The 13,690-nt window shown below is 70.1% G+C and carries 13 protein-coding genes; 8 read left to right on the top strand and 5 right to left on the bottom strand.

The genetic code is table 11. The features are described from left to right. The first annotated feature begins 177 nt into the window (after positions 1–177). The 3 genes from AJAP_RS31120 (at position 178) to AJAP_RS31110 (ending at position 2,725) form a co-directional block, all read left to right on the top strand. Positions 178–1,149, top strand: coding sequence for an alpha/beta fold hydrolase (locus tag AJAP_RS31120; protein ID WP_051972650.1), 972 nt, complete (start codon positions 178–180; stop codon positions 1,147–1,149). Between the two features lie 126 nt (positions 1,150–1,275). Further along, the gene (locus tag AJAP_RS31115) at positions 1,276–1,848 is read left to right on the top strand and encodes an RNA polymerase sigma factor (RefSeq protein WP_038518035.1); all 573 of its coding nucleotides are present in this window, start codon (positions 1,276–1,278) and stop codon (positions 1,846–1,848) included. Further along, positions 1,841–2,725 carry a CU044_5270 family protein gene (locus AJAP_RS31110; RefSeq protein WP_038518032.1) on the top strand — a complete coding sequence of 295 codons (885 nt, stop codon included), beginning with the start codon at positions 1,841–1,843 and terminating at the stop codon, positions 2,723–2,725. Before AJAP_RS31115 ends, AJAP_RS31110 begins: the two co-directional genes overlap by 8 nt. A 4-nt stretch (positions 2,726–2,729) precedes the next feature. Here the strand turns inward: AJAP_RS31110 and AJAP_RS31105 are convergent, their stop codons facing one another. Both AJAP_RS31105 and AJAP_RS43820 read right to left on the bottom strand, forming a co-directional pair. Beyond that, a complete protein-coding gene (locus AJAP_RS31105) occupies positions 2,730–3,179 on the bottom strand; it encodes a hypothetical protein (RefSeq protein WP_051972649.1) in 450 nt (149 codons plus the stop codon). Between the two features lie 91 nt (positions 3,180–3,270). Beyond that, entirely contained in the window at positions 3,271–3,450 is a 180-nt protein-coding gene (locus AJAP_RS43820) for a hypothetical protein (protein WP_148311599.1), read from the bottom strand. Here AJAP_RS43820 and AJAP_RS31100 point away from each other — a divergent pair. Next, on the top strand, positions 3,449–4,105 hold the full coding sequence (locus AJAP_RS31100; protein WP_148311598.1) for a hypothetical protein: 657 nt from the start codon (positions 3,449–3,451) through the stop codon (positions 4,103–4,105). The genes AJAP_RS43820 and AJAP_RS31100 overlap by 2 nt on opposite strands. A 29-nt stretch (positions 4,106–4,134) precedes the next feature. On the opposite strand, the gene AJAP_RS31095 is transcribed toward AJAP_RS31100, so the two are convergent. After that, positions 4,135–4,551, bottom strand: coding sequence for a VOC family protein (locus AJAP_RS31095; RefSeq protein WP_228694642.1), 417 nt, complete (start codon positions 4,549–4,551; stop codon positions 4,135–4,137). Between the two features lie 49 nt (positions 4,552–4,600). Here AJAP_RS31095 and AJAP_RS31090 point away from each other — a divergent pair, with 49 nt between their 5' ends. Continuing rightward, entirely contained in the window at positions 4,601–5,617 is a 1,017-nt protein-coding gene (locus AJAP_RS31090) for an NAD-dependent epimerase/dehydratase family protein (RefSeq protein WP_038518026.1), read from the top strand. A 20-nt stretch (positions 5,618–5,637) separates the two neighbouring features. Here AJAP_RS31090 and AJAP_RS31085 read toward each other — a convergent pair whose 3' ends face one another. Next, positions 5,638–7,989, bottom strand: a complete 2,352-nt coding sequence (locus AJAP_RS31085) for a helix-turn-helix transcriptional regulator (RefSeq protein ID WP_038518023.1) — start codon at positions 7,987–7,989, stop codon at positions 5,638–5,640. Next, positions 7,986–9,131 carry an Hsp70 family protein gene (locus AJAP_RS31080; RefSeq protein WP_038518020.1) on the bottom strand — a complete coding sequence of 382 codons (1,146 nt, stop codon included), beginning with the start codon at positions 9,129–9,131 and terminating at the stop codon, positions 7,986–7,988. The genes AJAP_RS31085 and AJAP_RS31080 overlap by 4 nt, the downstream gene beginning before the upstream one ends. A gap of 295 nt (positions 9,132–9,426) precedes the next feature. Between AJAP_RS31080 and AJAP_RS31075 the strand changes: the two genes are divergently transcribed. The 3 genes from AJAP_RS31075 to AJAP_RS31065 all read left to right on the top strand — a co-directional run bounded on the left by AJAP_RS31075 (position 9,427) and on the right by AJAP_RS31065 (position 13,622). Next, entirely contained in the window at positions 9,427–10,533 is a 1,107-nt protein-coding gene (locus tag AJAP_RS31075) for an IniB N-terminal domain-containing protein (protein WP_038518017.1), read from the top strand. Between the two features lie 120 nt (positions 10,534–10,653). Beyond that, positions 10,654–12,420: a dynamin family protein gene (locus tag AJAP_RS31070; protein ID WP_038518014.1), complete on the top strand. Its 1,767-nt coding sequence runs from the start codon at positions 10,654–10,656 to the stop codon at positions 12,418–12,420. Continuing rightward, the gene (locus AJAP_RS31065; RefSeq protein ID WP_038518012.1) at positions 12,417–13,622 is read left to right on the top strand and encodes a GTPase; all 1,206 of its coding nucleotides are present in this window, start codon (positions 12,417–12,419) and stop codon (positions 13,620–13,622) included. The genes AJAP_RS31070 and AJAP_RS31065 overlap by 4 nt, the downstream gene beginning before the upstream one ends. Positions 13,623–13,690: the final 68 nt, after the last annotated feature.

Raw genomic sequence — 13,690 nt, 5'->3', positions numbered from 1 at the left:
CCCGTATAGCGCAATAAGGCGTGCCGTCAATAATGATAGGTGGTAGTCGTGCCGGGCGCTGTCGATATGGTCAGGTTCTTTCCGACTCGTTCCGTGTTCGGAAACGCCACGTCTTCCGGCCCTGTATCAGGTTCTCCTTCAACGCTGGATCGCGAACACCCGAACGTAAGAAGCCCCATGGTGAATGGCGCGGAAAGGGAGTACAACCGTCTCGTGGCGAATACGCATGACTCACCTCGCGGATCCGGCGAGCCGGACCCGCCGGAGCCGTCAGATCTGCCGCGGCTCCCCGGCGTGAGCCATACGTTCCTGACGCTCTCTACCGGTCTGCGGATGCACGTCGCCGAGGCCGGCCGACCAGAAGCCCCGACGGTCCTGCTCTTGCACGGCTTCCCGCAGCATTGGTGGGAGTGGCGCAAGGTCATCCTTCCGCTCGCCGAGCACTACCGGGTGATCGCGCCGGACCTGCGCGGCGCGGGCTGGACGGACGCCCCGGCTCAGGGGTACTCCGTGAAGGAAGTCCTCGCCGACGTGCTCGCGTTGCTGGACCGGCTCGGCCGGCGCCGGGTCGGCCTCGTCGCGCATGACTTCAGTGCCTTCGTCGGGTTCCGGCTCTGCTTCGACCACCCGGAACGGATCGCGGCTTTCCTCTGCCTCGGCCCGCACCCCTACCTGCGTTTCAAGCCGTACATGCTGGCTGGTATCCCGCAGTTGTGGTTCCAGCCGGTTGTCGCCACACCACGCCTGGGGCCGTGGGCCCTGGCCACCGACCGGCTCGCCCGCCACCTGCTGCGCGGTGGTTTTGCCACGGCCGAGTCGATCACCGACGAAGATCTGGCTGTCTTCACCACGCGCCTGCACGAACCGCGGCATCCTGAGGCCGGCTCGGCGCTGTATCGAAACCTCATCCTCCCCGAGATGGGGCGCTTCTCCTCGGGCGTCTACCGCAAGCGGCGGCTCACGGTCCCGACCGTGGCGCTCGTGGGCGGCGCCGATCGAGGGGTCCGGCCAGGGATGCTCGACGTCCACGGTGACCGGGCGGACGACCTGGCCGGCCATGTCGTCGACGGCGCGGGTCATTACCTCGCGGACGATCGGCCCGATGCCGTCACGGCTCATGCGCTGGAACTGTTCGGGCGTGTCCTCTGACCAACGCCGGCGCGCCTCTGCGACGGCGGCACGTGACAGTTCAGTGGGAAGAAGAAACCGGCCTGCGGCGAAGTGATGGTGAAAGCCGACTGCCGACGGGAAGGACCACATGTCAGAGGCGGACATATGACAGCGGGGACGGGCCAGCAGGTGACCGACGCCGACCTCGCCGCCCGGTTGCCGCAGGACCCGGAACTGTTCACCGAAGTGCATGATCGCTACTTCGCTGCCATCTATCGGTATGCGGCCGGTCGTCTGGACGCGCAGACCGCGGAGGACATCGCCGCGGAGACGTTCCTCGTCGCGTTCGACCGGCGCGGCACGTTCGACGCCGAACGCGGTGAGGTGCGGGTCTGGCTGTTCGGCATCGCCACGAATCTGGTGGCCAGGCATCGCCGCCGGGAGGCTCGCCACTATCGCGCGCTGGCGCGGGCGAGTGTCGCGCCAGTGGCCGAGGGACACGAGAGCAGGGTGGTCGCGTCGGTGGCCGCCCGGCGGCTGCTTCCTCAACTCGCGAAGGCGCTGTCCCGGCTGTCCGCCGGGGAACGCGACGTGCTCCTGCTCGTGGCGCTCGGCCAGCTCGGGTACGAGGAAGTGGCCGCGGCGCTCGGCATTTCTTCCGGCACGGTCGGTTCCCGGCTCAGCCGCGCACGCAAGAAGCTCAACTCCATCCTCACTCCGGAGGCACTCGATGAATGACCTGCAGACATTGCGCGCCGCGCTGGCCGTGGAGGAGCCGCACCAGGACGTGGTCGACCGCAGCCGTCACCGGCTCCAGAACCGGATCCGCGGCGGCCGGGTCTCCCGGCGGCGGACCGGCCGGCTGATCGCGGGGGCCGGGCTCACTGTGGCCGCTGCCGCTGTGGCGATCGCGGTCATGCCCGCCGCACCGGTCGACGGTCCCGCGGCGGTGCGAACGATCAGTGGTCAGGAGGTCCTGCTCGTGGCCGCCACCGCCGCTGAGCGATCCCCCGAGGGATCTGGCACCTACTGGCACGTGAAGGTGACTGTGGCGCACGGCGTTGCCGCTTCGAGTGAGTACGAGTACTGGATCAAGCCGGACGGTCAGTCGTGGATGCGGGGAGCGAAGACAGGTGGCAAGGTCACGCCGCTGAAGGCGCATTCAGCCAACCCGTTCTCGCTGGTCGCGGTCGATCTGACCCTCGAGCAGTTGCGTACCCTGCCGACGGCCCCGGATGCGTTGAAGGCTTGGATCGCCGAGGCCCTGGAGCGTAGCGACGCCAGGACGAGCGCGGGCGAGTTCACTGCGAGCGATCGGGAACAGGCAGGCTTCCAGTCGTTGATCTCACTGGTGTCCACACTGCCGGCCACGCCGGAGGTCCGGGCCACGGCCTTCCGCGCGATCGCCGGCTATCCAGGTGTCGAGAACCTCGGCACGGTACCGGGCGGGCTTGGCCTGTCGCTGCCCAACGGCGAGCGGCTCGTCGTCGATCCGGCGACCGGGCGGGTGAACAGGACGTCGGTGTTCGTCACCATGGACGGGGCGGTGGCCAAGGTGGCCGACCCCGCCGGCGCCACGATCAACGCCGAGTGGACCGACACTCTGCCCGCGTAGCAGATCAGTGGCCGGGAGTGTCTCCTGCTCCCGGCCAACTCCGGGCGCCACGTGCGAACGAGTCGGTGGTGCTGCTGTCCCAGAGCGCGTAGAACGTGGAACGGGAAACAGACGTGAGACCGGGGTCGAGTGCTTGATCGGTAAGCCCACCGGCGTCGTCCTCGATGTTCTGCCACCAGTAGCGACGAATGGCCCCGGACGAATCCAGCTCGATTTGCTTGACGGCCACTGTCTCGTGCTCGACCACGACCGCTTCCCACAGCCAGCGAGCGCCTTCGTCGACCAGGCCTTCATGGTCCACGTACTCGTAGTACTGGCGAGGCCCAGCGCCCTCGTCCAATGCCCGATACCTCGCGACGCTTGCCCGGAAGGCGGCTTCGGTCTCGTGCGGCCAGTGCCGTTGGGCTGCCAGACGGCGGTAGTGCGCCTCAACGTCCGGCGGGAAATCGGTCACTACCGGAGTATGCCGGTCGTTGCCCGAATGGCCCGCACCCGCGCACGGATGGCTGCCCCCCAGAGGTACCGACGCGGCGACCAAGCGGCTGTCACTCACCGACTCCGGAGCCGAGCCCTTGGCCACCCGCGCGGCCGCGGCGCGAACGCACCCGCCCGCGCTCCCCGGGCAACGCGGCGGTGGCCGGCAGCGTAGCGGCGCAACGGACGACGGTCGGCCCGATCCTCGACGAGTACTTCTCGCCGCTGTCGTCCCCGCGGGTGTGGGTCATGGAGGAGAGTGACCCTTACACGGTGCTCGTCCGCGGCTGGCAGCCGGTGATCGACGGCGAGGCGTGGCTCCTGAACCACCTCGAGCAGAACGCGGCGGAGTGGGACACCAGGCACCGCACGACGCCGAGCTGGAGCCCCGGCATGACGGGCCACGACCCCGCCGCGGCGTCGAACTCCGTACCCCACCCGCCGGGCACGGATCCGGCGACGTGCCGCAACGCGTTCATCCCGTACGTCGCCGGGGAGGTCGGGCGCGGCCTGGCGGGTCCCGTGGGGCCGCTCCTCCCGCGGATCGAGACATGGGAACTGCACACTTGCGCGATAGGCTCGTTCGTCCTGCGCGCGACGGTCGACGCGATCGACCAGACCGCCGGGACCGCGACGGTGAACATCTGGATGCAGAACGAGATGAGCCGGTCGTCGTTCGGGAGGTTCGCCAGCCGGGCCGTGGTGAGTGGTCAGGCGACCCAGTACATGTGGTGGCTGTGCTCCTCGCGGAGGACGGGTCGCTCGCAGGTCGGCTGCACGCGTCTGGGCGCGGCGAGTCGGAACCGGTCGACACCAACCGCACTCCGGCGGGCCGTCGGCGCAACCGGAGGGTCGAGCTCGACTCGACGCCGTGATCCCCGGTCGCGCTCAGGGGTTGGCAGCTGAGTCGTCGAAATCGAGCGGCGGCATCATCGCTACGTCCTGGGCCCAGGCGTCGCGAAATCCCGGCTGCACCGCGAGATCGACAGTTCGATCCGTGCTCCGATGCTGTCGAGCCGGTGGTAGGTGAAGGAGCGACCGTAGGGGCAGGAGTCGAACTCGATCGGCGCGCCTCGATCCGCCAGACGTTGTTTATCCGTCACGACGTCCTTGGACCAGTAGCCGATGTGGTCGAAGCGGGACCCGTCGGTCGCGTCCCACGGACTTCCGGCGGGACCATGGATCACCTCGAAGAACGGGGGCCCGCCGGTCGAGAACACGATGTCGTAGTCCCAGTCCCCGAGGGTGCCCGCACGGACCGGGCTCCAGGTCACGCCGAGGGTGCGGGTGAGGTCTTCGGTCGCCTGTCGGATATCTCGGACGACGAAGCACAAGTGGTAGAAGGCGTTCACCCGTCCTGTCTATCAACCCTAGGCGGACGAAGGGCGTTATCGTTGATCGATGTCGCACGCGGTCGTTCTCGGTGGGACCGGGCTGATCGGTCGCGCCGCGGCACGGCGGTTACTGGCCCGCGGCTGGGAGGTGACCGTTGCCGGCCGGGACTCCTCGCGTATGCCCGAGGACATCGCGGTCGCAGGTGGCCGGTTCGTCGCCGGGGACCGCGGCGAACCCGGCAGTCTCGCGGCCGCGCTCGGCGCGGGAGCGGATCTGGTGGTCGACTGCCTGTGCTTCACCGCCGCACACGCCCGTGATCTGCTGCCGCTGCTGGACGATGTGGGGTCCACGGTGATGATCTCCAGCAAGGCCGTGTACGTCGACGCGGCGGGCAACCACGTGAACTCGGCCGCCGCGCCGGCTTTCGACGGGCCGATCCACGAGTCGCAGCCCACCATGAGCCCACGCGAGGACATCGACTACCGCACTCGTGACGGCTACGGCGCCAACAAGGTGGCGGCGGAACATGCCCTGCTCGACAGCGGATACCCGGTCACCGTTCTGCGGCCGTCCAAAGTTCATGGAGAGGGCGCGGCCAAGCCCGGCGAATGGGTGTTCGTCAAACGCGTGGCCGACCGGCGCGAAGTCCTTCTCCTGTCCCGCGGTGGCCGTGGCGTCGACCAGCCGAGTGCGGCCGAAAACATTGCCGCGCTGATCGAAACCGCCGCGGGAAACCCGGGCAGGCGTGTCCTCAATGCCGCGGACCCGGACGCGCCCGACGCCCTGGGCATCTCGAGAATCGTCGCGAACCACCTCGGCCATCGGTGGGAGGAAGTGCTCCTCGACGACCATGCCCCAGCCGGACTCGGCCGGCACCCCTGGGACCGCCTGCCGGGTATCCGGCTGGACATGTCCGCGGCCGGGCGACTGGGCTACCTGCCGGTCGGCGACTATGTCACCACCGTGACCGCCGAGCTGGATTGGCTGGGCTCCACCGATCGGCTCCCGGCAGACTTCGACCACGACTATTTCGCGCCGATGTTCGACTACGCCGCGGAGGACGCCTACCTCGCGGAGCGGTAGCCAGGCCCCGAATCCATTACTCAACCCTCGCCCGCCGCAAGCAACTCCCGCAGCATCGCCAGCAGCTCCCGCCGGTCCCCGGCCCCGAGTTTCCCCCGGATCCGTGCCATGTGGTGTTCCACGGTCTTCCCCGAGATGAACAGTTCGCTCCCGGCCTGCTTGTACGTCAGCCCGCCGACGACGAGGCGGGCGACTTCCAGTTCCCGTTCGCTCAAGGCGTTCAGCCCGGTGGCCGCGACGGGTTCCGGTGCCCGGCCTTGGAACTGCCGGGCCGCTTCGAGCAACTGGACCATCGCCTTCCGGTCGGAGGTCCGGATCGCCGCCTGCCCGGCCAGCCGGGAGGCGTCCCAGCAGAGCCCGAGTTCGTGCAGTTCCGACGCGGACGCGGTGATCGATTCCGGATCGAAGCTGCCGGTCAGGACCGCGAGCCAGCCGGTCGCGGCGGCGGCGAGGGCGGCGGGATAGCGGCCGCAGGACGCGAAATCGTTCAACGCGGCCAGACGTTCCCCCGCCGACGTGTGGTCCTCGACGGTGATGGCGGCGTGCAGTTCGTGCCAGCGCAGGGTTGCTGTCCACAGTGGAGGGTTGCCGAGCGCGTCGAGTACGGCGTGTGCCCGCTCCAGCTGCCCGGCCAGTTTGGCGCTCGCGCCGCCCCGTGCGGCCGCGATCGCGAGTTCTCCCAGCGGCAGCAGCGAATACAGGTCCGGCTGCTGGCGCATCGAAGCCTGATACGCCCGGTCCCAAGAACGTTGCAGGCCGGGAAGATCGCTCGCCCGCCGCGCCAGGCCCAACTGCAGAGTGGCGGCGAAGAGTTCGTCACGCGCTTCGAGGCCGTCCGGCGGCATCAGGGCTTCGGCGGCGGTTTTGAGGTCGCCCGCGGTCATCGCCACCCAGCCGAGCAACAGCCGGTGCCGCTTCGCGAGCAGATCGCCGCCGATCCGGCCGTTCGCCGCACGGCTCAACACCGACTCGGCCAGCGCGAGTTCGCCGGAATGCAGGCCCACCAACGCCGCCAGGGCCGCCGGGCTGTCCGGCAGCGGCGCGGGCGCACCCGCCGATTCCAGCATCGACGCCGCGCCCAGCAAGGCTGACAGGGTTTCGGCACCGCAGCCCGACACCGAATCGGTGATCGCCCGCGCCATCCGCGAGGCGGCACCGGCGAACAACGTCGGGACTTCGGGAGTTTCCAGCACACCCCGGGCGGCTTCGAGTTTTCCGGTGCCCAGCAACGCGATCGCGGCGAACGCCTTCGACGCCGCCCGCCCGGACCATTGGTACAGCTCCGCGCTGTGCGCCAGTTCGCCGCGATGCGCCAGCACGGTCGCGGCCACTTCGGCGCCCGCGGCCCTGGCGTCCGTATCCGACGTGCTGCCGAGCATGCCGTCACCGAGCCGCAGTGCGGTGTCGAGGTCTCCGGCCAGCGCCGCGGCGTGCGCCCAGCCGACGGTGAGCGCCGCGCCGCGCCCACCGGCCTCGGACGCAGCTTCGTAGAATCGCGCCGCGAGTTTCGTGTCGTCGGGCATCGCCTCGCGGGCGGCGGCTTCGAAGGCCGCCGCCGCGCTCGCGCCCGAACTTCCCGTGCCCAGCAACGACTTGGCGAGGTCCAGCACCGGAAGCCCGTCCCGTAACTGGAGTTCCACCAGCCGCTGCAGCACCGTCAGCCGCCGCCCCGGCGAACCCCAGGTCCGGATGGCTTCGGCCGCGATCGGCAGCAGGACGTCGTCCTCGCCGAGGAGGCCGGTCGCCCTGGCACTGTCGAAGACCTCGGGGAGACCTTCGCGATCGCGGTTCAGAAGCGCGGCGAGAAGATCGAGATTCCGGCCCGCGCCCGCTTCCGCCGCGATCAGGTAGCGGTGCACGTCGTCGTCCAGCTGCTCCAGTTCGCCGCGGAAGTCCGCGAGCCGCCCGGTGACCGCGCGCACCACGAGCCCAGGCACACCACCGGTTCTGAGGTGGACTTCGGCCGCGGTGGCCGCGTCGCCGCCGGACTGCTCGACGAGCTTCCGGACGTCGTCGAGGCCGAAAGCGCCCAAGGACACCGATCTGCCGAAGGAATCGGCGAGCGTGCGCAACGCCTTCGTGCGCGCCGCCGTCCGGAAGGCCAGGACCACGGGTGCCGTCGTTTCCTCCGTCCGCGCCTTGATCTTCGCGAGCTCGTCGTCGTCGAGCTGGTCGGCGTCGTCGATCAGCAGTGCCTCGACGCCGGCGTCCGCGTAGCGACGTCCGAGCAGGCCGAGCAGATGGGTCTTGCCGTGCCCGCCGGGGGCGACGACGGTGACCCGCACCGGGACTTCCGGGGCGGTGGTCACCTCGTCGAGCAGGCGGCGGGCACCCGGATGGATGATGCCGGGCTGGTCGAGCAGTGCGTTCAACAGCGACCTTCGGGGGGCAGGGTGGCACCGGGGGTGGGCGGCGCGCACGAGCTCGAAGTGGTGGGAGGGGCTTCGGGACCCTTGTCGGCGGTGGCTTCTCGAGTGGTCAGGGTGAGCAGCAGGGTGGTCGCGGCCAGCACCACGACCGCGGCTCCGGCGACGAGGGGCTTGCGCCGGCTGAGCAGTTTCGCCGCCCCGGTGCGTTCTGGCAAGGGGAACGGGGTGATGTCCACCGGCGGCCGTTCGGGTCGCTCGGTGAGCTCTTCGGGGGTGTCGACCCGGGGGAGCAGGGTGGTTTCGACGGTCGCGACGGCGTGCGATCCCGCGCCGCCGGGTTGAGGAAGGTCACGTCGCGCGGCGATGTTGGCCGCGCCGGTCGCCACCGTCAGCACCGGGTCGCTCGACGCGAAGACGGGGCACGGTGTCCGGCCGGGAACCGGCGGTGCCTCGCCGCAGAGCACGATGCCCGCCAGCGCCTGGGGCGGGACCCCGGCGCCGTGCGCGAGTTCGAAGACCTTGCCGACGGCTTCTGCGGGGTCGACACCTTCCAGCGTTTTGATGGGTTGCCAGCCGTTGACGGCGGTGGCGGCGGCGATCGTGACGACCGCGCCGTCCGGGCCGAATTCGCAGACACCGGCGGTGACATCGCCGTGCGGGGCGAGGTACGCGTGCAGCGCGGCGACGGGCGCCGCCACCAGCGCGGCACGGGGGAATCCGGCCTCGGCCAGCGCCCGGCGCAGCAGGTCGCGACGGAACGAACCCCAGCCGACGGGATGCGTGAGCACGATGTGGTGCGGTTTCTCACCGAAGCGTTCGGCCGCTTGATCCACCGCCGCGTCGACGAGGACCGCGCTGAGGGATTCGGCGGGGAACCGTTCGCCACCGACGATCACGGGAACGTCGTCGCCGACCCGTTCGTGGAACCCGGTGAGCAGGCGGGCGGGCGCGGATCGACCGGCTTCGACCGCGGCGTCCCCGGTGAGCAGGTAGCCGTCGTCGTCGAGGAACACCGCCGACGCCGCCGCCGGGCCGCGCGCGCCGAGCCACGACGGCTCGGGCACGCTCCAGCCGTCGCCGGAGTTCACGCAGGTGGCGGCGGTGGTGCGGGTCGAGGCGATATCGATGCCGAGGACGTAGGGCAACGAGCATCCTCCTTCGCTTGACCAGCCCCTAAGGACCAAATAGGGCCACTCACCTGAATGGCTTGACCCATCCGGGTGAGGGTTGGCATTAAACCCAACCGAGTGCGTCTCGGTTAAGCCCCTAACGCCCTAACGATGTCATACCGATCCCCTATTGGCTGAGTGAGCGACGACCAGGAGTGATCCCCGATGTGCCCACGGGTACCGGCTCACTAGCTTCGGTGACCTGCGCTCAGCCGTGCCCTCCGGCCGCTGGGCGCGCCCCACCGACCTAGACCCCCAGGAGAGTCCTTTCATGGGTTCCGTCCAGACCCTGCACGACTTCACGCTGAACCTGCTGAACGACACCGCGGCCCGCGCGGCGTTCGCCAACGACCCGCAGCAGGTGCTGGCCGACGCCGGCCTCGGTGACATCAACGCCGCCGACGTGCACGAGGTCGTCCCGCTGGTGCTCGACTTCGTCCCGGTCGGCACCGCCACCGACCTCACCGGAACCACCGCCGCCACCGCCGACAACCTGGCCGGCTTCGGCGGCGTCACGAACGCCGTCAACGGCACCGACGGCGAGTGCGCCGACGGCGTCCAGGGCGCGATCGACCAGCTCACCGCGCTGACCGCCGGTCTGCCGGTCGCGGTCCCCGGTGCCGACGCCCTGCCGGGCCTGCCCGAGGCCGGTCTCCCGGCCGTGCCGGGTCTGCCGGAGCTCGGCGGCCTGCCGGAGCTGGGCGACCTGCCCGCCGTCCCGGCCGTGCCCGCCGTGGGCGACCTGCCGGTCGACGTCCCGGGCCTGTCCGCCGTCCCGGCCGTCTCCGACGTGACCGACGTGTCGAACGCGGCCGCCGGCGTGACCGCCCTCGCGCAGAACACGGTCGGCAGCTTCGGCCTGACCGACGACCTTTCGCGTGGCCTCGACGCCGCTTCCGTCGGCCAGGCCGGCGATCTCGCCACCGGCGCCGTCGACACCGCGACCGACCTGGCCCACGGCGTCCCGGCCGTGGACACCGCCGGTCTGCCCGCCGTCGACTCGGTCCCGGCCGTCGGCGACCTGGCCGGCGACCTGCCGCGCGCCGACGGTGTCGCGGGCGACGCCCCGAACTTCCTCTCCGAGGTCGGCGACCTGACCAGCACCATCGGTCACGTCGACGTCGCGGACGTCACCACCAAGGTGCACGACGTCGCGAACAACTACGGCAACGGTGACATCGCCAACAACGTCGGCCACCACGCCGGCGACGTGACCGGCAACGTGGCCAACGAGGTCGGCAACGTCGCGGGCGTCACCGAGGTCCACGACACGGTTTCCGAGGTCGGCAACGACATCGGCCACACCATCGGCAACATCGGCGACGTCAACATCGGCACCGGCGACATCGGTTCGGGCAACGACATCCACATCGGCTGATCCGAACATTCTTCATATCTGTGCCAGGGCCCCGCGACCGCCGCAGGTCGCGGGGCCCGCACGGCATGTTGGCCCATGCCACATTGATTCCGCGCTTGGTTAAGGGAACACTGCATCCCCGTGACAGCCCCCGCCTGGCTCGACGTGCTCAACGAGACCTTGGACGCCTGTGCCGCCCACGGTCGCGCCGACCTGGCCGAACGGCTCCGGCGCAGACGTGACCAACGGGCGCCGGGCACCCGGATCGCGGTGGTCGGTTTTCCCAAGCAGGGCAAGGGATACCTGCTCAACGCACTGCTGAACGCGCCGGTCTGCGCGGTCGGGGACGCGAGTACGCCCGCCGTTCCCACGGAGATCGGGTACGCCGCCGACCCCGCCGCCATCCTGGTCGGGCACGCGCGGGAGAACGTGCCGGTCGGCGACCTCGCCAAGGAACTCGAGGTCCGGCCGCCCGGTTCGCTGCGCAGGGTCGAAGTCGGCCTGCCGCGCGAACTCCTCGGCACGGGCCTGGTGCTCGTGGACACCCCGGCGATCGGGGATCCCCGGTCCCCGCGCACGGCGGCCACGCTCGACGTCCTCGCCGACGCGCACGCGGTGATCCTCGTCTCCGACGCGACACAGGAACTCCAGCCCGCCGAACTCGCGCTGGCGAGGCACATCCGGACCTGGTGCCCCGCTTTGGTGCTGGCACTGACCAAGATCGACGTGAGCCCGGACTGGCGCGAACTCGCCGCCCGCAATCGCGCCGCACTGTCGGAGACCGGTGTCGTCGCCGACGTCTTCCCCGTGTCCGCGACGGTGCGGCAAGCCGCCGCGAAGGCCGGTGACGCGGCCCTCAACGGGCGGTCCGGCTTCCCGGAACTCCTGAACTGGGTGGGAGAACAGGCCGCACGCCCGATCGAACGCACTCGCGCGCTCGCCGCCGCGGTGAGTGTGCGCGCGGCTGCGGTCGAACTGGTCGAGACGCTGCAGACCCGGCTGAACGCCGTCTCGCAGGACAACGGCGTCGACCAGGTCACCCTGCTGCACCAGGCACAACGGCGCACCGAGGAACTGCGGCGGCAGAACGTCCGCTGGCAGAACATGTTGTCCGACGAGATCACGGACCTGATCTCCGACGCCGAATACGATCTGCGCGAGCGGACCCGGGTGATCGTGCGGCATGTCGACCGCACCTTCGACGAAGGCGACCCGGTACAGATCTGGCCGGATTTCCAGACCTGGCTGGAAGAGAACCTCGCCGAGGCCGTCGAGACGAACTACAACTGGGTGTCCGACCGGTCGGAGTGGATCGCGCAAGCGGTGGCGTCGACCTTCGGGCCGCATTACGGCCACGCCCCGGAACTGCCGCTGACCGGGTCCGGAGTGGACTCGATCCCCGAGGTCGGCACGCCCAAGATCGAGCGGTTCAAGATCGGGCAGAAACTCTTCACCGGCTTGCGCGGTTCCTACGGCGGCGTGCTGATGTTCGGTCTGGTCACCAGTCTCGCCGGGCTGCCGTTGATCAACCCGGTGTCGCTCGGCGCCGGTGTCGCGTTCGCCACCAAGAGCGTGCGCGACGAAGGCGGGATGCGGTTGCAGCGCCGCCAGGCGTTGGCGAAGGCCGCGGCGCAGCGGCACGTCGACGACGTGTTCATCCGGTTCAGCAAGGAGATCAAGGACGAGGTCCGTCAGGTGCAGCGGCGCCTGCGCGACCATTTCGCCGCGCTGTCCGACCAGCTTTCGGAAGAGCTGACGCGGCAACGGGAGCTGATCATCGCGGGCTCCGCCGAACGGGACCGGCGTACCCAGCGGGTCAAGAAGGAGATCGACCGGCTGGCCGCCCTGCACCGGAAGGCGGGAGCTTTGGGCGCGACCGCCCGTGATATCCGGGAGCTGTCGGCGTGACCACGCTGGACGTCCGGGAACTGCTGAACGAGGCCGCCGCGCATTACCGGGATCGCCCGCACGCGGTGGCGATGCTGCGGGAATGCCTGGAGCGGCTGGACGAACCGCTGCGCGTCGGTTTCATCGGCACGCCGGGGACCGGGAAGTCCACTTTGGTCTCCGCGCTGGCGGAATGGCCGACGCGGGCCTTGCGCGAGATCGATCTGTTCGATACTCCGGCTTTCGCCGAACACGTCGACGCGACGGTGCGTTTGGTGCGCCATCTCGAACCCGACGAACTCGCCGGAACGCGGTCGGTGGGCGGTTCGGCGTTCGCGCGGCAGACCGCGGTGAACTCGGTTCTGGTGCTCGGCAGGGCGGACGAGGTCGGCGCGGGCCGGATCGACGCCCTGCTCACCGCGAAACAGCTGGCGCGCCGGGCCTGGCGCGAGGACCCGGATTGCGCGGGATTCCAAGGAGTCATCGCGGTCGCCGGTCAGCTGGGTTACGCGGGACGAGCGTTGCGGGACGACGAATTCGAGGTGCTGCGCGCGCTGGCGTCGATCTCCCGGCCGGAGCTGGAGCGGTATCTGCTGTCCGTGGATTCCTTTGTGGACGATCCGTTCCCGGTGCGGGTCTCGCCGGAGTCGCGGAGACATCTGGTGTCGCGGTTCGGGCTCTACGGGGTCCGGCTGGCGATCACCCTGATCCGCACCGGCTGCGACAGCAGGCTCAAACTTTCGGCGGAACTCGTGCACCGAAGCGGTCTCGGCGACCTGAGGGACACGCTCGCCGGATGTTTCGTCGCGCGGGCCGAAGCGTTGAAGGCGCGCACGGCGGTGTTGCGGTTGGAAGGCCTTCTCGCCGCGGAACCTCTCCCGCACGGTGACCGGCTGGCCGCCCGCGTGGAACGCTTCGCCGCGGCCGCGCACGACTTCCGGGAACTGCGGCTCATCGCGGGCATCCGCGGTGGCCGCACGGCGTTGTCCGGCGAGGACGCCGAGGAGGCCGTCCGGCTGCTCGGCGCGCAGGGACTCGCGCCCACCGAACGGCTCGGTCTCGAACCCGACGCGGATCCGGCCGAGATCCACGCGGGTGCCGAAAGCGCCCTGGTCCGCTGGCGGCACGAGGCGGAACGCGCCGACGCCGCGCACGCCGAACGCGCCGCCGCCCGGGTGATCGTGCGCTCGGCCGAGGGACTGCTCAGCCTGTTCGTGGCTTGACGCCTGCCGGTCACCGAGTCACCATAGAGCACTCTATGGCGGCTCTGACCAGGCGAAAGGGGTCCGGC

This window comes from Amycolatopsis japonica (genome assembly GCF_000732925.1).
GTDB lineage: Bacteria > Actinomycetota > Actinomycetes > Mycobacteriales > Pseudonocardiaceae > Amycolatopsis > Amycolatopsis japonica.
The sequence above is the reverse complement of the archived record's forward strand: the minus strand, read 5'-3'. Positions and strand labels throughout refer to the sequence as shown.